Annotated in this window: 16 protein-coding genes; 7 read left to right on the forward strand and 9 right to left on the reverse strand. The window is 65.3% G+C overall.

Annotation, left to right across the window (positions count from 1 at the left end; translation table 11 throughout):
* Positions 1-63 precede the first annotated feature (63 nt).
* Both FGL91_RS07500 and FGL91_RS07505 read right to left on the reverse strand, forming a co-directional pair.
* The gene (locus tag FGL91_RS07500) at positions 64-963 is read right to left on the reverse strand and encodes a hypothetical protein (RefSeq protein WP_227991965.1); all 900 of its coding nucleotides are present in this window, start codon (positions 961-963) and stop codon (positions 64-66) included.
* Positions 960-2,087, reverse strand: coding sequence for a Gfo/Idh/MocA family protein (locus FGL91_RS07505; RefSeq protein WP_227991966.1), 1,128 nt, complete (start codon positions 2,085-2,087; stop codon positions 960-962). Before FGL91_RS07505 ends, FGL91_RS07500 begins: the two co-directional genes overlap by 4 nt.
* 189 nt (positions 2,088-2,276) lie before the next feature.
* Here FGL91_RS07505 and FGL91_RS07510 point away from each other — a divergent pair, with 189 nt between their 5' ends.
* From FGL91_RS07510 to FGL91_RS07520, 3 genes are read left to right on the forward strand one after another with little or no spacing between them, the layout of a single operon-like run.
* Positions 2,277-3,188 carry a glycosyltransferase gene (locus tag FGL91_RS07510; RefSeq protein ID WP_194239340.1) on the forward strand — a complete coding sequence of 304 codons (912 nt, stop codon included), beginning with the start codon at positions 2,277-2,279 and terminating at the stop codon, positions 3,186-3,188.
* A gap of 4 nt (positions 3,189-3,192) precedes the next feature.
* Complete coding sequence (gene pssD, locus FGL91_RS07515) at positions 3,193-3,642, forward strand: PssD/Cps14F family polysaccharide biosynthesis glycosyltransferase (protein WP_153243519.1); 450 nt, start codon at positions 3,193-3,195, stop codon at positions 3,640-3,642.
* Positions 3,639-4,205: a glycosyltransferase gene (locus FGL91_RS07520; RefSeq protein ID WP_153243520.1), complete on the forward strand. Its 567-nt coding sequence runs from the start codon at positions 3,639-3,641 to the stop codon at positions 4,203-4,205. The genes pssD and FGL91_RS07520 overlap by 4 nt, the downstream gene beginning before the upstream one ends.
* A gap of 18 nt (positions 4,206-4,223) precedes the next feature.
* Here FGL91_RS07520 and FGL91_RS07525 read toward each other — a convergent pair whose 3' ends face one another.
* From FGL91_RS07525 to FGL91_RS07545, 6 genes are all read right to left on the reverse strand, one after another.
* Entirely contained in the window at positions 4,224-5,705 is a 1,482-nt protein-coding gene (locus tag FGL91_RS07525; protein WP_194239341.1) for a lipopolysaccharide biosynthesis protein, read from the reverse strand.
* A gap of 19 nt (positions 5,706-5,724) precedes the next feature.
* Positions 5,725-7,068, reverse strand: a complete 1,344-nt coding sequence (locus FGL91_RS18905) for an O-antigen ligase family protein (RefSeq protein WP_194239342.1) — start codon at positions 7,066-7,068, stop codon at positions 5,725-5,727.
* A gap of 17 nt (positions 7,069-7,085) precedes the next feature.
* On the reverse strand, positions 7,086-7,790 hold the full coding sequence (locus tag FGL91_RS07530) for a CDP-alcohol phosphatidyltransferase family protein (RefSeq protein ID WP_153243522.1): 705 nt from the start codon (positions 7,788-7,790) through the stop codon (positions 7,086-7,088).
* The gene (locus FGL91_RS07535; protein ID WP_153243523.1) at positions 7,787-11,482 is read right to left on the reverse strand and encodes a fibronectin type III domain-containing protein; all 3,696 of its coding nucleotides are present in this window, start codon (positions 11,480-11,482) and stop codon (positions 7,787-7,789) included. Before FGL91_RS07535 ends, FGL91_RS07530 begins: the two co-directional genes overlap by 4 nt.
* Before the next feature lie 34 nt (positions 11,483-11,516).
* Positions 11,517-12,092, reverse strand: a complete 576-nt coding sequence (locus FGL91_RS07540) for a hypothetical protein (protein WP_153243524.1) — start codon at positions 12,090-12,092, stop codon at positions 11,517-11,519.
* Between the two features lie 110 nt (positions 12,093-12,202).
* Positions 12,203-13,729: a sugar transferase gene (locus FGL91_RS07545; RefSeq protein WP_153243525.1), complete on the reverse strand. Its 1,527-nt coding sequence runs from the start codon at positions 13,727-13,729 to the stop codon at positions 12,203-12,205.
* 349 nt (positions 13,730-14,078) lie between these two features.
* On the opposite strand from FGL91_RS07545, the gene FGL91_RS07550 reads away from it, so the two are divergent.
* The 3 genes from FGL91_RS07550 to FGL91_RS07560 all read left to right on the forward strand — a co-directional run bounded on the left by FGL91_RS07550 (position 14,079) and on the right by FGL91_RS07560 (position 16,985).
* Complete coding sequence (locus FGL91_RS07550) at positions 14,079-15,239, forward strand: low temperature requirement protein A (RefSeq protein WP_131493021.1); 1,161 nt, start codon at positions 14,079-14,081, stop codon at positions 15,237-15,239.
* Positions 15,240-15,434: 195 nt separating this feature from the next.
* A complete protein-coding gene (locus FGL91_RS07555; RefSeq protein WP_134352921.1) occupies positions 15,435-15,710 on the forward strand; it encodes a hypothetical protein in 276 nt (91 codons plus the stop codon).
* A 102-nt stretch (positions 15,711-15,812) separates the two neighbouring features.
* Positions 15,813-16,985, forward strand: coding sequence for a fatty acid desaturase family protein (locus tag FGL91_RS07560; protein WP_194239343.1), 1,173 nt, complete (start codon positions 15,813-15,815; stop codon positions 16,983-16,985).
* A gap of 88 nt (positions 16,986-17,073) precedes the next feature.
* On the opposite strand, the gene FGL91_RS07565 is transcribed toward FGL91_RS07560, so the two are convergent.
* Entirely contained in the window at positions 17,074-18,462 is a 1,389-nt protein-coding gene (locus FGL91_RS07565) for a cell division initiation protein (RefSeq protein WP_134352922.1), read from the reverse strand.
* A 310-nt stretch (positions 18,463-18,772) separates the two neighbouring features.
* Between FGL91_RS07565 and FGL91_RS07570 the strand changes: the two genes are divergently transcribed.
* Positions 18,773-19,066, forward strand: coding sequence for a hypothetical protein (locus tag FGL91_RS07570; protein ID WP_227991969.1), 294 nt, complete (start codon positions 18,773-18,775; stop codon positions 19,064-19,066).
* Positions 19,067-19,070 lie beyond the last annotated feature (4 nt).

Raw genomic sequence — 19,070 nt, forward strand, 5'->3', positions numbered from 1 at the left:
TATCCGGGTTGTGGATGCGGGACGAGCTTTCCCCCTCGATGCATCCTGTTGACGTGTTTCGGCCTAGTGTACGGGTTCCTTTCCCCAAAGGTCCCTGACAATTTCGGTCGTGCTCGTGATCGACGCCCGCGACGATGCCCCGAAAACGATCGCCTCGACGTTCGCGTGATCATGGATCCACTCGAGGGCGCGGCGCGGCGGGATCGCTCCCGAAGCGAACACCGACATGGCGACCGGGCGGAAGGGCCGCTCGCGCAGGGCAGCCTCGTACGCCTCGATGCCCCCGGACATGCGGAACCCGATCTCGTTGATGTTCGCGCACACGATCGGGTTCTCGATACCGACACGATCGAGTGTGTCGAGCAGCATCGGCAGATTCATGGTGATGTAGGCCGGCTCGGCGCCGTAACGTTCGCGGACGTGCCGGTCGAAGATGACGAAGGCCTCGTCGAACCCGAGTCCGAGCATGAGGTCGACGACGACGTTCTGGAGGAAGATCACAGGGGTGTTGAGCCCCTGGAACATCTTCATCTCGGCATCCACGAGCAGAGTGATGATGCCTTCGATGTCTTTCTTGACGAAAGACTTGCCTCCTCGCAGAGCCGCGTTCAGTAGTCCTTCTTCGGGGAGGAACTGCTTCAGCGCGCCCAACATCCCGTGATCGGTGACGGCGTTGGCGTACTTGTGCGCGTAAGGCATGCACGGGTAGAACCGATAGTCGGCGTAGCGCTCGGGATTCGCGCGCACGTGGTCGCAGACCTCTGCGATGCGCTCGTGCGTGGTGCACATGAGCGTCCGGATGCCGTTATCGTACGCGATGTCGATGACATCGATGATCGCCTGGGTGTCCTGGAATCGGATCGCCTGCGCGCGCGCCTTTTCTTCGGACATGTGATTGATGCCGAAGAACTGGTTGTCGCCGAGCAGGAGACGATCCATGCCCGTGGTCGTGATCTCGCTCATGCTCTCTTCCCCCGTCCGAACAACCCGCGTTTCTGCGCAGGTGCTGTGGTGATCGCGATCGGTGCCGCCCCGGTCGCGGTTCCTGTCGCGGCATCCTGCAGGATCCACTCGATCACTCGATCGGTCTCGGAGGCACTGGCGAAGCTGTTCTGTCGGGCTTCCTTTTCTCCTGCAGCGACCGCCGCGACGAAGGCCTCGAGCTGAGCGCTGTACTCCTCACCGCGGAGATAGAAAGAGACCTGCTCGGTCAGGTCGGTCGTGTACAGGATGTTCCACCCGGCCCGATAGCCCTCCGGGATAGCCGCACCGTCGCGCAGGTACACGCGGATCTCTTGCCGGTCGGCGACGATGCGTCCCTGCGAGCCGGTGACCGTCATAGACGTGGACATCTTCCGATACGACTCATCGGACCAGTTGACCGAGAGCTGCACGCTGAGTCCGTCCGCGTAGTCGAGCGTTGAGTAGACCTCATCATCGGTGTCTGCAGAGAAGATGCTGTTCAGCACGGAGCCGCGCACTCCTTGCGGCGTCCCCAGGTACCAGTGCACGAGATCGAGAGGATGGGCGGCGTAGTCGTACAGACACCCGCCGCCTGTCGTGCGCTTGCTCCGCCAGGTCGAGCCCTTGGGCTTGAGCACCACGGGGCCGTACGCCTCCGCGAGCACATGAGTGACGTTGCCGATCGCATTCAGATCGAGAAGGCGCTTGACCTCCTGGAACGTCGCGATGAAGCGGTTGTGATAGCCGACCTGAGCGACGAGCCCCTTCGTGGCGGCGAGAGCGGTGAGTTCCGCCGACTCGACAGCGGTGAGGGTCAGCGGCTTCTCGCAGAAGACATGCACACCCTGCTCGAGGGCGCTGCGGACCAGGGCCGCGTGTGAACCGGTCGGTGTCGCGATCAAGATCGCTTCCGGCTTCGCCTCGTCGAGCATCTTGTCGAGCGACGAGTACGTTGCCGCTCCCGTGTATTTGTTCAAGATGTCGAGGAGGTAGTCCGTTGCGTCAACGACCCCCACGAGCTCGACGTTCTTCAGTGCGCGAACGATCGCGAGATGAGACAAGCCCATCTTGCCGACTCCCACGACTCCGACGCGAATGCGTCGTGTGACAGCTTCTTCTGGCACGACAAAATCCCCTTCCCCAGATTTTCCCCTCGAATGGAGCCCCTTCCCACGGGCGCTCCATTCGATATACTAACCCGAAGGCCGCGCTGATGTCAGTGGGGACTTCTCGGCGGGATGGGGCCTGCCGAACATCTGGGGATTCCGATCACGTCCGACGTGGGTCGGATGCGTCACATAAGGGGAGTGCGCATGCTGCGTGAAGTTTCTGTCGTCGTGCCGACACACAATAGACCCGAGCTGATGAAGCTCGCCGTCGAGAGCGTGCTGGCGCAGAAGACCTCGGTAGGCGGGGAAGTCATCATCGTCTTCGACGCCTGCCCCATCGAGGTTCCGGAACTCGAGATCCCGGAAGGCTGGATCGTCCGGGGAATCGCCAACTCACGCAGCCGAGGCCTGGCTGGTGCTCGAAACTCCGGCATCGACGCGGCCGAGGGTCGCCTCGTGGCTTTCCTCGATGATGACGACGAGTGGTTGTCGGGAAAGCTCGACGCCCAACTCCGCCGCTTCGAGGAGAAACCGGAGGCGATCGTCGTCGGGACGGCCATGATCATCGACGACGGGGAGAGCACTCACGTGCGTCTCGTTCCCGATGAAGAGCTCTCGCATGAGGCTTTCCTGCGCAATCGCAACCCGGGTCTGCATTCCTCGAGTCTGATGTTCCGCCGAGAACTGCTCTTGGGTGAGCTCGGTCTCATCGACGAGGACCTCCCGCGCAGCTACGGGGAAGACTACGACATCCTCCTGCGCGCGTCCTCGCTCGGCCTCGTGAGCGTGGTCAACGAACCGCTCGTGCGCGTTCTGTGGAAGGGGCAGTCGTACTACTTCGGGCAGTGGGCCTCATACGCGGAGGCGTTGCAATACCTGTTGCGCAAGCATCCGGACTTCGCCTCGATCCCCGCCGCGCTCGGCCGGATAGAGGCGCAGGTCGCGTTTGCGCTCGCTGCGAGCGGAGATGCACGCGGTGCCAGGGCGTGGGCGCGCAAGGCGCTCCGCCACAACCCCAAGCAGGTGAAGGCGGTGCTCGCGGTCGCGATCTCCTGGAAGCTCGTCACACCTCAAACGATCACGAAGATCGTCCAAAAGCTCGGACGAGGGATCTGATCGCATGAAGGTCCTCATCGCCTGTTCGTCGGGTGGGCATCTCACTCAGGCTCTCGCGCTGCGCGAGTGGTGGGGAGAGCACGAGAGGTCGTGGGCGACGTTCCCCGTCGAGGACGCGCGCTCACGGCTCGCCGAGGAGAAGGTGTACGAGATCCACTACCCGACGGTCCGCAATCTGCCGAACCTGTTGAAGAACTTCGCGCTGGCGCGTCGGGTCCTGGCGGCAGAACGCCCCGACATCGTCTTCTCCACAGGCGCCGCGATCGCGCTTCCGTTCTTCACGCAGGCTCGGCTCTTCGGCGCCAGGACGGTGTATCTCGAACCCGTGGACCGAATCACGTCGCCGGGATTGAGCGGTCGGCTCGTATACCCGTTCGCCGATGAGTTCCTCGTGCAGTGGGAGCAGATGCGCCAGTTCTACCCTGGCTCACGAAACGTGGGGGTCGTGCTGTGAGCGCCGCGCTGATCGTCGTCTCCGCAGGCACCTACCATCTGCCGTTCGACCGTTTGTCTGCCTGGGTGGAGGAGTGGCTTCGAAAGAACCCAGATGCGCGCGTCGTCATGCAGCACGGGCCGTCAGTGCCCGTCGCGGGTGCGGAGAATGTCGAGATCCTTCCGTACTCGGAGCTGTTGGACCTATGCCGCCACGCGGACGCCGTCGTGCTCCAAGGGGGTGCAGGCGGCGTGATGGACATGCGGGCACTCGGTATCGTTCCGATCGTCGTGCCCCGCGTGCCCGGAGGAGGCGAGGTGGTCGATGACCATCAGCTTGTCTTCAGCGCTGAGATGGCTGACCTCGGCATCATCCGTCGGGCGCTCACGGCGTCCGAGCTCGCGACCCTCCTCGACCAGTCTCTGTCTGGCGAGATCCCTGCGTCAGGGACCATCGCGACCCCCGGCGCCGATGCGGTGCGCACGTTGCTCGAGCGCCCGATCCGACGAGCGCCCTGGTACGCGTTCATCCCGCGATCCTTGCGCAGCGGTGCCGCCATCCTCTCGGCGAAGCTTCGCGGCTGATCGAGTCCGTCTCGCGCATCACGCCCAGCGGCCGACGAATGGTATTCGGCGCCAGAGCGACTCGATGTGCAGGAGGCGTCGAAGAAGCCAGAGAACCACGCCATAGATCAGGCAGAGCACGACGCCGGCAAGTAGCAGGATGAGAAGACTCGAGCCGCCCCACCAGGTGAAGAGCAGACCGCCGCCGCCGAAGATGACGACGGGCGGGATCATGGCTCCGACGAGCTTCCTCGGCTGAAGGTCGACATGCATTCCACGGTGCACCTGTACGGCGGCGATCATGTTGTCCGCGACGACCACCAACACCCACGTCACTGCCGCACCCCAGATGCCCATCAGGGGAACGAGCGCCAGGTTTCCTGTGATGCTCAATGCCAGGGCGATGCTCTTGTTGTACATCTGCCATGTGCTCTTCCCGCCTTGGAGCAGGATGCTCTGCAGCATCCCGCACGCAGTCTGGAACATCATCGCGAGTGATAGCAGGATCATCGGTCCCCAGCCCGAGCGGAACTCGTCACCGAAGATGTCGAGCACGGCGGGTCCCATGGCGATGAGGAGCATGTAGAACGGCCAGTTCATCAGGATCATCGCGCGCACGACCGAGGTGTGCAGTCGCGTCGACTCACTGTAGTTCTCGCGAGCGAGCAGCGCCGAGATCGTGGGAGACACGGCAACACGCATTGCCTTGTCCACGACGCCGCCCGCTCGCACCGCCCGAGTGATGACGGCGTAGACGCCGGCTGCGGCCGGAGAAGCCACCGCCGCGATGATCAGCACATCCGACCACTCCAGGGCCGTCTCGAGCCCCGAACTCACCGAGCGCGGCGCGTTGAAGCGCCAGAAGGACGCGAGTGACGGCCGCCCCGTCGGCGGACTCTCCGCTCGCCGGCGGAAATCACGGATCAACGGCGTCGCCACGACGATCACGGTGATGACGAGCCAGACCGGCAAGGGCCACAGCCACGCCTCGAACGCGCCCCATGCCGCCACTCCGGCGAGGGAGACGGCGAGAAGCACTGTGAGCAGGCGGCTCGCCGGGAGGAGGACACTCTGCAGCAGGGTGAAGGCGGTGACGCCGCGGAGCATACGTGCGGCGATCTGAAGGACACCGATGAGTGCACCCATGACGATGTACGGAACCATCGCACGAAGGAGATCGGCGAGCGTATCGGCCTCCGTCGGCGCAGCAAGCCAGGCGCCGAGCGCGTCGGCGAAGAACCACACCGCCAGGGAGACGAGGCCGGAAACGATCGCGACGGGAACGGCGGCGAAGAGGACGATCCGCCATTCGGCGCCGACACGGTCGAAGGCTCGCTGCTCCGAGATGAACCGGACGATGCCGCTGTTCGTGCCGAGCCTCAGAACCTGGGTGAGGATCGTGAAGATACCCATCGCCTGGAAGAACAGGCCGGTACCGCTGGCGCCGAGCGTGTTTCCTACGATTGCCGTGAGGAGAAGCGCGGCGAGCGCCGCGAAGGCGGAACCGAAGAGACTGATCACTCCGCTCCGCGCGAGACCCTCACTCCTCATTCTTGGCTCTAGCGAACGGAGTCGGCTGAGGCGTCCAGTACGACGAGTTGCCCAAGTACTTCTCTCGCAGAAGCACCGCGAGCGCGATCCCGACGAAGACGAGCTGACGGTCGAGTCCATAGAAGATCGACAAGAAGACGGTGACGACGACGCTCGCATGGATCCAGACGGCGGAGAGATTGGGGGCGTCGAACGTACGAACCGCACCCAGGACGATCATGCCGAGGAACAGGAAGAGGCCCACGAGGCCGAAGCAGAACATGGCGTTCCAGATCGCCCCCTGAGTGCCCACGTAGATCTCGCTCCACGTGCTGGGCCTTGGCGCACCCCACCCGATCACAGGGGATTGGAGAGTCCTCTCCCACGTCTCCGCATAGAGATTGCCGCGGCCTTCGGTCGTGTCGACCGTCTCCTGCCGTGCGACGATGCCGTCGAGGAAGCCGGAGAGGAAGAGGATGACGGCACCGGCGAGGCCCAGCATGGTCACCCAGAAGAACGCGAGCAGGCGACCCCGGATCAGGAGGCAGAAGAGCACGTAGGCGACGGCGCCGGCGATACCGAGGAAGAGCCCACGGTTCGTGGTGGCGATCGCAGGGGGGATCGCAGCGACCAACGCGATGACGAGCACCCACATCGCGCGGGCGGTGCGGTGTCCGATCGCCGTCCCGATGGCGATCGGCGTGAGCACCGCCATCGCAGCGCCCCAGCCGTTGGTGTAGGAGAACGGTGCGGAAGGACGGACGAACGGTTCTTCGGCACCCCACGGCGTCTGGATCTCGGCCAGCGTGGGGAACACCAGCTCCGACACGTAGTCGTTGCTCGAGATCGCGTCGGGCAGCAATCGTCCGATCGTCATCGTGAGCTGCACTTCGGGGAAGAACATCCCCAGGTAGCCGCCGACGATCACGAACATCCAGATGAAGGTGAGCCCGTTGAAGATCCGCTTCGGAGGCAGCGACGTCCGAGCGTTGACGATGTAGACCATGATGATGGCCAGCGCGAGGAACTGACTGAACCGCACCCCGAGTCCGACGCCTCGTCCGAGTTGGTCGATCATCAGGGCGGACGGGATCATCCACAGCACGAAGCCGATCCAGGGGAGGATTCCCGGCACGATCAGGATGCGCCTTCGCATGATCAGCAGTGCGAGCATCGGGATCGCCATGATGACGGAGGCGAAGGGGAGCATCCCCACCAACCAGAACAGCGGGTAGCCCCAGAGGACCGTGAGGACGGGCCAGGCGGGCAGGACCCTCGGCTCGACTTCGAGGCTCGCGTCTTGGCCCGTCGCCGCGATGAGCGATCGACTCGGGGAGGCGATGAGTGAAGCCATGCGAGGTTCGTCCGGGGTCAGAGTGCGGTGAGCTGTGAATACTTGCGGCGGAGTGAGCCCGCGAAGATCAGTATGTGCCAGGCGAACAACGCCGCATAGAGCACGGTGAAGACCATCGGCAGTCCGACGAATGCCACGACCACATACGTCGTGGAGGGATCCTGCGGCTGCTTGATGAAGGATTCCAGGATGCCACGGCGGCCGTCGTCGGAGGAAGGCACCGGTTTCGGGAGGAGCTTCTCGGCGAGGAGTTGAGAGAGGAACCACCCGGACACGAGGACGGAGAAGAGCCCGGCGCAGAGGATGAGCCAAGGGGTGGCATCCGTCCGCAGCAGGTGGATCGCGACGGAGATGTGCACCAGGGGTGCGCGTACGCCGTCCACGACATGGTCCAGCCATTCACCTGCGGGGCCGCCACGCCCTTGGATACGCGCGAGCTGACCGTCTGCGGAGTCGAGAACGTATCCGACGAGAAGAAGCACAGCGGCGAGGGGGCCGGCCCACCAATCTGTGACCGCGGCCAGCACCCCCACGCCCGCCAGTCCGATCACGGCGGAGAGTGCGGTGACGCCGTTCGGGGTGGCGCCCCACGTCGCTCCCACGACCGCTGCTTTTCCGCCCAGAGGGCGATTGACCCATCGGAGGTACGCGGGAACGCCCGCCCCCGCTTTCTGGGCGGAGGCGAGCGCTCGGCGTGCTTCGGTGTAGGAGAGCCGGCTCATCCGCGAAGCATACTCAATGCGAGGTCGAAGCTCAGATCGGGCGTCGCGCGGTAGTTCGCGTGGACCGAGGCCGCGATCACGTTGTCTCCCTCGACGAGCAGGTTCGCTGGCACCGAGAAGGTGACCGGGTTGGCCGCGGCAGTACTCGCTCGCGGTACAGCGGTCGCGTACGAGTTCTGCGTGAGCGTTCCGGCTCCGAGGTTCGCGCGCCCCAGCTCGACGCCATTGAGGTAGACGACCACCCCGTCATCCGCCGTCACGGTAACGGTACCGTCTTGCACCGTTGACGGATCCGTCACAGTGAAGGCGTGGCGGAACTGGGCGCTGAGCGGCTTGGTGGAGAGGTTCGTCGGATCGATGTTCGTCGCTGCGCTGGCAACGCCCCGTGCGAGGACAGCCGCGCCGGAGTTCCAGGCGGACGCGTCGAAGCCGGTGGCGTTCCAATCGGCAGCCAGAGGATCCGTTGAGTAGCGCCACGACCAGGTGGAGCCGCTCGAGATCGTGACCGGCACCTCGTCGTCCGCCGGCGGTGCAGCGGTCGTCACCTGTGTGACAGCCGGTGCAGAGGTGAGGTCGCCGACTCCGACGGCGACGACGCTGTACTCGTACTCGGTAGATGCGGCCAAACCGCTCTCCGTGAACGTCGTCGTGGCCGCGTCCGTCGTACCCACCTGCTCGCCGTCCCGGCTGATCACATAGGACAGAGGGGTCGTCCCGCTCGTGGGAGCGGTCCAGGTGAGGGTGGCCGTGTCGAACGTGCTCGTGCCCGAGAGCCCGGTCACAGTGTTCGGAGCCGTCGGTGCTTCCCCACGCTCTGCGGTGAAGGCGAGATCGAAGCTGATGTCAGCAGTCGATCGGTAGTTGGCGTGCACGGAGGCAGCGAGGACGTTGGTGCCGTCCACGAGGATGCCCTGTGGCACGTCGAAGGTGACGCGGTTCGCCGCCGCCCCGGTGTGCGAGATCACGCCCGTCGCGTACGAGTTCTGCGTGAGAGTGCCTGCAGGCATCCGCTCCCGGCCCAGTTCGACGCCGTTGAGATACAGCACGACTCCGTCATTCGCGATCACCGAGATCTTGCCGTCGACGACGCTCAGCGCGTTCGTGACCTGGAACTCGTTGCGGAACTGTGCGCTGAGAGGTTTCGGCGCGAGGTTGGTCGGGTCGATGTCCGTGGTCGCCGAGGCTACGCCGCGGGCGAAGAAGCCGTCGCCGACATTCCAGGCCGTGTCGTCGAAGTCCGTGCTGTTCCAATCGGTAGGCAACGCGTCCGTGGTGTATCGCCAGGACCAGGTCGCGCCGTTCTCGATGAACGTGAGTGCGCTCTCCGGAGCGGGCTCGGCGACGAAGGCCGCGGTGCTCGCAGAACGGTTTCCACCGCTATCCAGAGCCCGAACGAAGTAGTTCGTCGGCGTCTCGGTGATCGGCACCGTGTATGTCGTCGTCGTGGTCGATGCGATCACCCGGTTGTCACGGAGGATCTCATACGAGACGCCACCCGCGTCGGTGGACGCCGCCCAGGTCAGCGTCGCCTCGCTGCCGCCGTTCCCCGGAGTCGCGGTGATCGGCCCCGGCGTCGTCGGCGCGGTCGTGTCCTTGGGAGCGAACCGGATGTACCCGCCGGACCATTGGTTGACTTCGCCGGCCCTGACGGATCGCCTGAAGTCGCCTCCGGCCCAAAGGACGCCGGTGCTGTCGAAGAAGGTGCCCCACGCGCCGTATCCAGCACGCGCCTGCACGACGGGCGACCACTCCTTGACGAACTTGCCAGTCTGCGCGTCCCACGCGCCCATGAGGTTCATCTTGTCGGCCTGCGTCCACCCCGTGCCGACGTTGCTCCACTCGTAGGCGTCCTGGTAGACCCAGTGGCCGCAGTGGCATCCGCCGATGACGAGCGAAGCGTTGTGCTCGACCGTCTGGAAGTCGCCGCCGGCCTTGGTGATCGAGCCACCGACGCGCTCGAAGGTGTTTCGATCGTAGGAGAAGAGCGAGTGCTCAGAACCGCCGAGCCACACCTTGCCGCCGGCCTCTGTCACGCCGAGCTGCCAGATGTTGCCGGAGTAGTTGCCCGAGGCGTCGATCGAAGCCTTGCTGAACTTGGGAACCCAGAGCGGGTCGACCAGCGGTGCGCCGGCTCCTGTCTGGATGGCGGCCGCGCTGGGCGTCGAGGTCGTCTGCTTCATCTTGAAATAGCCGGAGAAGTAGGTACGGTCTCCCTGGTCGGAGGCATCCACAGCGATCGAGGTGCCGTTGAGGAAGGCGTTCCAGTTCGTGTCGGGGCGCCCGGTGGTCAGGCTGATCCGGCCACCGTTCCAGGTGCTCGCGCTCGTGGTGGATCCGACCGCACTCAGATGAGTGAGCGATCCGGCGACGTAGAGGAAGTCGTCCTGTACATCGAGGTCGCGGATGTACGGCACGCTTCCGGTCGCCCGGTGTTCTGCCGCTACCTGCCATCCGGAGAGTTGCCCTGTGCTCGGGTCGAGGATCGCGATTCCAGCCTGCGGAGTGCCGTTGACTGTGGAGAACTGGCCTCCGATGGCGACGCGTCCGTCGGGGAGACCGACGATCGCCTTCACCTGTCCGTTGAGCTGCGGTCGGAAGGACGAGACCCACTCGCCGGTGTTGACATCGAATGCGGCGATGTACGGCTGCTCGACTTGCCCGGAGCCGCCTTCGTTCCGCTGAACGTAGCGGAAGTTACCGCCGACGAAGACTTTGCCGTCGACCTCGCCGAACTCGGCCACCTCGGTGTTGAGCTCGCCGCTACTCCCGTTGGCGAAGCCGGAGACGCCCCACACGGTGGTCATCGCGTTGCTTTCAGGAATCGCAGCCACCGTGGTCGCAGGGCTTCCCGTTGCCGGAATGGTGCCGAAGTCGAGGTCGGCGACCTTGAGCTGTGGCCGCAGGAAGACCTGGGTGAAGGGACGCGCGTACGACTGTCCCGACGGAGCCCAGAGGTAGGAAGTCTCCGACGTGCTTCCGCCCTGGCTGGATCCGTATGCCCAGCCGTTGAGGTAGTTGTGCGACGACTGCTCGCTGAAGACGACGCGGCGCAGTTGGTTGTTGTTGCCGAAATTGTTGGTCTGTCCGCCGGTGCCGTTCGCGCCATCGAAGGAGTAGTTCTTCACGCGGTGCTCGGCGCCGAAGGTCCACACCCAGCGGTCGCGCTGGGTGAAGGTGAACCGCGCTTCTTGCCAGCCCGTTCCTGCCGTGTTCGTGGCTCGACGCAAACGGATTCCGTCGCTCAACGCATCGACGCGACCACCGTCGAGGAGACCGTCCACGGTCGCTGCGGGGAGCTGCGCGGGCTGGAAAGCGTCGGTTCCTGTGGGGGTGTTGCGGATCTGTGCGGCGGTGCGCAGCCCGTTGTATCCCTCTTTCCACCCTTCGCGACCGCGCCCGATGAGCACCCATCCGCCACCGGACGTCGTCTGGTCGCAGTAGAACTCCTCCGGGGCGACGAGGGTGGGCGTGACCAGCCAGTACACGCCGTCGGTGGATTGGGGATAGTTCTGCTTGATCTCCCAGCACGAGGCGGCGGCAGTCTCCTGTGACAGGCCGTCGGGGAGCGGAGCAGTTGCCGATGCGGCGGCGAGCGGCGTGAGCAACGAACCCACGAGGGCGGCCGCGGCGACGATCGCGCCTGCGGCTACCCGGGCGGGGTTCGTCCCCCGCGCCTTTGCTTTGATGTTCATCGGGAATCCTTCTTCGAGTGTCGGGTCCAACGGGTCAGGCTGCGTCGCAGTCCTGGACATCCGGGATTTCATGGGACGAGATCTTCCAGGTTTTGTCTTCGAAGACAGCCCCATAGAGGTGGGCCACGGGCCGGCCCGGGTTGTACAGCGAGTCCTTGAGAGAGTTTCCTGCCGCATCGGTCACGTCGATATCCGAGACGTCGACGCAGACCTTCAACATGATGGTGGCGGGGCTGGCAGCCAGATCGACCGCAGTCGGTGTGACCGAGGTCACTCTGGCGTCGCCGGTCTGTTTGTAGCCGAGATCGAATTGTTCACGAGCGTGCGACTGCACCTCGCCGAGGACCCAACCGGTGGCGACCGCTTCGACTCCGACGGCGGAACCGTCGCCGCGCTGTGCGACTTCGTCCAGCGCGGCGACAACGGCGTCCGCTGCGGCTGTGGCGCGATCGACTTCAGCTTTCTCATCGTCACTCAGCGGCCCGGTAACGATTGCGGGGATCGTGGTGAGCGGCTCTTCGGACGCATCATCGTCAGCGTCGCCGTCGTCAACGGGGGTGTACGTCGAGGCGGCCTGTGGAGTCGCCCCGTTGTTCACGACGAGAGCCACTCCGACGCCGCCGGCCACGAGAGCGAGAGCCGAAGCAACCGCGACCGCGATCCAGCGCGTGCGTCGACGTGGTGACGTCTCCGGCGTCTCGACCTGTTCCGTGGTGTCCATCAGTAGGCTCCGTTCGGCTGGACCATGACCTTGGCAGTGCGCCACATGATCTGCAGGTCATTCATGACCGACCAGTTCTCGACGTAGTGCAGGTCGAGGCGCACGCTCTCGTCCCAGGACAGGTCGCTGCGTCCGGACACCTGCCACAGGCCGGTGATGCCGGGCTTGATGTAGAGGCGACGGAACACGGTTCCGTCGTAGGCCGTGACTTCGCTCTGCAGCGGCGGACGCGGCCCGACGACGCTCATGTCGCCGGTCAGGACATTCCAGAACTGGGGCAGCTCGTCGAGCGACAGCTTGCGCAGAACCTTGCCCACTCGAGTGACACGCGGGTCGTCCTTCATCTTGAAGAGGAGGCCGGCGCCGTCGTTCTGCTCCTTGAGAGCGGCGAGCTGCTGCTCGGCGTCGGTCTTCATCGAACGGAACTTGACCATCTTGAACGTGCGTCCGTCGCGACCGACGCGCTCCTGGAAGAAGAACACCGGGCCAGGTGAGTCCAGCTTGACGAGCAGAGCCAATAGCGGCGTGATCACGGCGATCGGGATCAATGCGACCGTCGCGACGGCGATGTCGAGAGCTCGCTTGAGCACGTGGACGCCGCCTTCATAGGTCGGGATCTTCACCTGGATCAGCGGCAGGCCATCGACCTGGCGAAGCGAGACACGGGGCCCCGCGACGTCCGTCAGGCGGCTCGAGAGCACCAACTCGGCAGCGGTTCCCTCGAGTTCCCAGCTGAGCTGCTTGATGAAGTCGGGCTCACCCTCGGGGCGGCTCGCCACGATGATGGTGTCCGCCCCGAGTTGCGTCGCCGCTGCGGCGACGGTGTTGAGATTGCCCACGACCGGGTAGATGCTCTCCCCGACGGCGAGCGCGCCGGCGTTGCGATCCAGCAGCGTCGTCCCCACGACGTGGTAGCCGTTCTCTTCACCCTTCTGAAGAGACTTGATCACGTACTCGACGTCTCCGGTGGCACCGACGACCAGGGTCCGCGACGCGTACTGTCCCCTCAAGCGCTGCTGCTGCAGCCAGCGGCGCCAGGTCCAGCGTGCGACGAGAAGCCCGAGCATCCCGACCGGGAGCGCGGCGAAGAACAGCGGCTGCAGTCCTTCCCACTCCAGGAGGATGCCCGCGATCGCGGCGATACCGAAGGCGAGACCGCCGGCGTGTGCCACGCGGCGGTACTCGATGGCCCCGGATCCGAAGATGGCGGCCGCCCGGGTGTTGAGGGCCGACAGCATCAGATACCAGGCCAGACCGAGAAACGCCGCGTTACGCAGCGCTTCGGCGGCCCAGACGTCGGTGATCAGCTGGACCGCCGCCGTCAGACCGACCGCGAACAGGATGACAGCCGCATCCGTGATCCGCAGGCGCATCCGATAGCCGCGCTCCCACTGACGACGTCGTTCCAAGGTCGCCGATGCGCGCGGTGTGACCACCGTGCGCGTCACCGACTTGGTGGCTCGCGGAGCCGCCACCGGCACGAAGCCCGTGCGAGTGATGCTCAGGGCATCCTCGACGGAAGTCATGCCGAGGCCCCATGAGCCGTGAATGTACGCAACATTCCCCAGTGCGTCATTTGATTCCCCAGATTCCCCAAACCGTGAACCCCACGTTCACGGCATCTATCTGCGTCCCGACCCCTCGGGTCCTGCTGGTTCACCGTGATCCCACATCACGGAGCGCATCTCGCCATCCCTAAACGGCGGTTGCATACAGCAGGCACTGCAGACGTTGATCACTGTAGCGGATCGAGCCCGTGAGGGGAAGACGCTTATGGCGATGGATTGTATCGAGTGTCGCCGCGGGGATGAACCCTGGCGCTATCCTGTCGCCGTGACCGCGAACCCGACCGCTGCGCGCTTCCACCTCCGCCCGATGCTGCCGCGCGATCCTGCCCAGCCGCACCGCACCGCCAGCACGCTCGAGCTGTTCTTCGACCTCGTGTTCGTCGTCGCGGTGAGTATCGCATCTGCGCAGCTGCACCACGTGCTGAGCCATGGCGACTTCCTGCACGGCATCACCTCGTACGCCATGTTGTTCTTCGCGATCTGGTGGGCCTGGATGAACTTCACGTGGTTCGCGACGTCCTTCGACACCGACGACTGGCTCTATCGCGTGACGACGTTCGTTCAGATGGGTGGTGTCCTCGTGGTCGCGGCGGGCATCCCACGGGCGTTCACCGACGGTGACTTCACGATCACGGTCCTCGGATACGTCGTCATGCGCATCGCGATGGTGGCGCAGTGGCTGCGGGCATCACGCTCGGCCGGTCCCTTGCGTTCGGCGACACGGCGATACGCGTTCGGCATCGCCGCGGTCCAGGTGCTGTGGATCCTCTTCCTCGTGATTCCGAGCGGGCCCTGGCAGATCGCCGCGTTCGTCGTCTTCGCCCTCATCGAGATCGGCATCCCGGTGTTCGCCGAGTACCGGAAGCAGACGCCCTGGCATCCTCACCACATCACGGAGCGCTACGGGCTCTTCACCCTGATCGTGTTGGGGGAGAGTCTGCTCGCGTCCGCGAACGCCATCATCGAAGCGATCGAGGAGGTCGAGAGCCTCGGTCCGCTGATCGCGATCTCGGTGCTCACGCTCGTCGTCACGGCGTCACTGTGGTGGATCTACTTCTGGCCACCGCACCACCGGGCCATCACCAGCTTCCAGCGCTCACTGCGATACGGCTACACGCACTACTTCGTCTTTGCAGCTGCCGCCGCCTTCTCGGCCGGGATCGAGGTCGAACTCGACGTGTTGACGGGGGAGAGCCATCTGTCCAACGTCGCGGCCTCCTTCACCGTCACCATCCCGATCGCGATCTTCCTGCTCGGCATCTGGTGGATCGCGATCCGGGAGAACGCCGACCGCGTGGTGAACACCGTCGTCCCGATCGCTGCTCTTCTCGTGCTGCTGGACCCGGTGCTTCCGATCCCCGTGACCTTGACGGCTCTGATCCTCGTCGGCGTCGTCGTGGTGCTGGTCCTTCGGCCGCCGGTGGTATCGGCAGACGGCAACGAGGTCTCGCGCGAGCCGCGGCGCTGATCCAGCGCGCCACAGGGTGATGCAACGGTCTGCTATGCTGATCATGCAACGTGTGTGCATCGCCCCTCTCGGCCGCCACGTCGCCACTGATCAGGGCCATCACGGACCGCGCACATCGATGCGTGCGGAATCCGCCCTCGATCTCACATCTTGCGGAGCGCCACGCGTGTCCGCCACACAGCAATGAGCATGACCATGAGCACGACCACTTTTCCTCCATCCGATCCGTTGACCTGGAAGCAGGCTGACGACGACGTCCACGTCGCGACCCGTGCCGGCGAATTCGCCGGTTTCGTCGAGTTCGACGGCAGCGCCCATCTCGTGCGCGACAACCACGGCGCCGAGCTCGGCGCATTCGGCTCGCTCGACGAGGCCTTCCGTGCGCTCGAAGACGCACACGAGCCGACCCCACAGGGTCCTGCCTTCCTCCCGAGAGCCTGGCGGCGCCGCGCTCGCCGCGCCCGCGCCTGACCGAGCGGCGAGACGCCGGAACTGACCGCGCCTGGGTGCTCGTCGTGAGGTTCCGATGTATTCCCTGACGCGTATGCGGTGGGGGCTACTGTGAGGTAAGCGTTGGGCGGCTGCCTTGGGCTTTCACAGCTCAAGGGCTCCGAACGTCAGGAGAAGATCATCTCCATCACACAGATCGAACCGACCGCGGCAACGCTGGGCCCGATTCGTCAGACGTACTCCGGCAATGCGGATTTCCCGCCGATGGCCAAGGCGTACAAGCAGGTGTCGCAGGTGGTCAAGGAGACCGGGCTGCTCGGCCGGACGCAGTGGTTCTACGTCTTGGTGTCCGTCGGCATCGCCGTCGCTCTCGGCGGCCTCATCACCGGCTTCATCCTGCTCGGCGACAGCTGGTTCCAGTTGCTCATCGCGGCGGGCCTCGGCATCGTCCTCACGCAGATCGCGTTCCTCGGACACGAGGCCGCGCACCGCCAGATCCTCACGACGGGTCCCGCGAACTTCAAGCTCGCACGCATCGTGATCGCCAGCATCGGCATGAGCTACTCGTGGTGGGACTCGAAGCACACCAGACACCACGGCAACCCGAACCAGGTCGGCAAGGACCCCGACATCGAGGTCGACACCATCTCGTTCCTCGAGGAGGACGCGGCGAAGGCGAAGGGCTTGATCAAGCTGATCACCCGCAAGCAGGGGTGGCTCTTCTTCCCTCTTCTCACGCTCGAGGGATTGAACCTCCACTTCCTCGGACTGAAGTACCTCCTGACGACCAAGAACGTCAAGGGACGCTGGACCGAGCTGAGCATCATCGCACTGCGGTTCGCCCTGATCCTCGTGCCCGTGTTCATGATGCTCCCGCTCGGGATGGCGTTCGCGTTCATGGGCGTGCAGTTCGCGGTGTTCGGTGTCTACATGGGGGCCGCCTTCGCGCCGAACCACAAGGGCATGCCGATCGTCGATCCCGCCGCCCGTCTCGACTTCTTCACCAAGCAGGTCCGCACCTCTCGCAACATCAGCGGGGGATGGTGGACGACCTGGCTCATGGGCGGACTCAACTACCAGGTGGAGCACCACCTCTTCCCGAGCATGCCGCGACCGCATCTGGCGAAGGCGCGGGAGATCGTGCGCGACTACTGTGCCGCGAACAACGTGCCGTACACGGAGACCAGCCTCGGACGCTCGTACCTGATCGTGATCGAGTACCTCAACCGGGTCGGCCTCGCGGCCGGCGCCGACCCGTTCGACTGCCCTGCGGTGGCGCAGTTCGGTCGGGCGTAGCCCGCAGACACCATCCGGGCGCTGACCAGTCCGGGAACGAGAGAGGCGCGAGCAGGAATCCCTGCTCGCGCCTCTCTCGTCTGCGTGACTACTTGGAGGACTTCTTCTTCGTCTCCACCACGTCGATCGTGATCTTCTCGAGCGGGCTGTCGTCGTCGAGCTCATCCTCGAGGACCTCATCGCCGAGGAAGGTCTCTTCCGGGGTCTCGTCCGCGACGGCCTCTGCGGGGGCTGCGCCGGGTGCGTCCGCTCCGGTGATCTCCGTCGGCAGCGCGTCGTCGGAGAAGATGCCGTCAGGACGGATCAGCTCGCGCACCTCGGCCATGAAGCTCGAGAGCTGCTGCTGCTGCCACCGCAACTGACGCGTGCGGTCCTCCGCATCGTGCAGCACTGCCGTCGTGTGACCGGTGACCGAGTCGACGATCTTCTGCGCCTTCGCGCGAGCGCGTTCGAGCGTCTCGCGAGCACGGACCTGTGCGTCGGCTTCGATGGCCTGCGCCTGCGAACGGGTCAGGCGCTCGTAGTCCTCCGCCCGCGCCGAGATGCGCTGGGCGTGTTCGAGCGACGCCGAGACCTGCTCGTTGGCGTCGTTGGTGATGCGCTCGGCGTGCGCCACGGCCTGGTTGTGCAGAACGAGGAACTCCTGCTGCGCGTCGTCCTGCCGACGGGTGAGGGTCTCCTCGAACTCCAGCACTCGGGCGTTCATGTCGCGGACGTCGCGCTCGGCGTCGGCACGCAGCTGGGTCGTCTCGCGCGTGACGAGGGAACGCAACGCGGCGGCGCCCTTCTCCGCCTCGGTGCGGATCGCCGTCGCCTCCTGTGCGGCCTGGTTCACCTTCTCCGCAGCATGTGCGGCTTCGCGTTCGATGCGGGCCTCGTGCGCCGTGTACTCGGTGTCCATCTTCAAGCGCACCTGGTCTGCGTCGCGCTGCGCCTGGTCCTTGATGCGCTCAGCGTCGGCTTCGGCCTCGGCGCGCTGCGCGGTCACTTCCTCACGGGCAGAGGTCATCAGGCGGTCGGCCTGCACAGCCGCGTTCTGGATGAGGACGTTCGCCTGCTCCTCGGCAACGCGGAGGATCGCCTCGAACTGCTGACGCGACGGGGCCTCTTCGCCGTCGGGCTGCGGGGTGTCGACGAGCTCGGAGGTGAGCGTGGCGACCTGCTGCTCGGCGTCGGAGGCCTTGGCGTTCGCGGCCGCCAACTCGCTCTCGAGGGCTTCGCGGGCCTTGCGCTCCTCTTCCCGGACCGTCTCGACGGCCTCTTCCTCGCGGGCCTGTGCCTCGGCGACATCGGCGGCAGCCTGCTTGAGCTGATTGCGGAGGGCCGCGAGCGCAGAGTCGACCTCGGCCTTGTCGTAGCCGCGGAAGCCGACCGTGAAGGCGCCCTGCTGGTCGCGCGGCGTGGTCTCGATCAGCTGGTCGAAGAAGTCCGGCGAGCGCTCGTCGTCGCGGCCGGCGTTTCCGGGAGAATCGCTCATGAGGTTCGTGCCTTTCTGGCGTGGACACACGGCGGGCTGCGGCTCCATCCCGGAGTGCGGGACCGTGCGACCGGAGGAGGAGGTCGTCTGGGCTCACGCCGCCATGACCGGGAAGGTCCGGACGGCGAGGCGCTCCTCCCAGCCTAGTTGCGACGGCGCGAAGTTGTGAGCCTGTTTTGCCGGTCTCGGAGGGAGGGCACAGCTCCGGCCGACGGCACATCCGTGACCCCCTGCCTCCTCCCGGCCCGCGGCGCAACCCCGTTTCGACGAAGAGCCGAGTCGCATAGCGTCAGCAGCGAACCGGAAGAAGATGACGACGACCGGAGGCGAGATGTACACGATCATGCGCACGCGGATCGCGCTCAACGAGGCGGAGTACTTCCTGGCGGAGGGCCAGGATGTCGCAGACCTCAGACGGAGGATCGAAGAGGCCATTCGCTCGGGCGGCGGATTCGTCGAGTTCGACGTCGCGGGGGAGCGGTCGGTGAGCGTCCTGATCAGCTCCACCACACAGGTCGTGATCTCGACCTCGACGGCCGATGAGGGCGGGCACGACGACGGCGACGGTGGGACGCCCTACGGCGGGGAGTACGACCTGGTCTGATCAG

The organism is Microbacterium sp. CBA3102 (assembly GCF_007954505.1).
Classification (GTDB): Bacteria; Actinomycetota; Actinomycetes; order Actinomycetales; family Microbacteriaceae; genus Microbacterium; species Microbacterium aurugineum.

Bases quoted from the DNA above. Each gene is read 5' to 3' on its own strand.
- FGL91_RS07500 (WP_227991965.1), bottom strand. From the start codon at position 963: ATGAGCGAGATCACGACCACGGGCATGGATCGTCTCCTGCTCGGCGAC.
- FGL91_RS07510 (WP_194239340.1), top strand. From the start codon at position 2,277: ATGCTGCGTGAAGTTTCTGTCGTCGTGCCGACACACAATAGACCCGAG.
- pssD (WP_153243519.1), top strand. From the start codon at position 3,193: ATGAAGGTCCTCATCGCCTGTTCGTCGGGTGGGCATCTCACTCAGGCT.
- FGL91_RS18905 (WP_194239342.1), bottom strand. From the start codon at position 7,068: ATGGCTTCACTCATCGCCTCCCCGAGTCGATCGCTCATCGCGGCGACG.
- FGL91_RS07530 (WP_153243522.1), bottom strand. From the start codon at position 7,790: ATGAGCCGGCTCTCCTACACCGAAGCACGCCGAGCGCTCGCCTCCGCC.
- FGL91_RS07535 (WP_153243523.1), bottom strand. From the start codon at position 11,482: ATGAACATCAAAGCAAAGGCGCGGGGGACGAACCCCGCCCGGGTAGCC.
- FGL91_RS07545 (WP_153243525.1), bottom strand. From the start codon at position 13,729: ATGACTTCCGTCGAGGATGCCCTGAGCATCACTCGCACGGGCTTCGTG.
- FGL91_RS07550 (WP_131493021.1), top strand. From the start codon at position 14,079: ATGCTGCCGCGCGATCCTGCCCAGCCGCACCGCACCGCCAGCACGCTC.
- FGL91_RS07555 (WP_134352921.1), top strand. From the start codon at position 15,435: ATGAGCACGACCACTTTTCCTCCATCCGATCCGTTGACCTGGAAGCAG.
- FGL91_RS07565 (WP_134352922.1), bottom strand. From the start codon at position 18,462: ATGAGCGATTCTCCCGGAAACGCCGGCCGCGACGACGAGCGCTCGCCG.
- FGL91_RS07570 (WP_227991969.1), top strand. From the start codon at position 18,773: ATGACGACGACCGGAGGCGAGATGTACACGATCATGCGCACGCGGATC.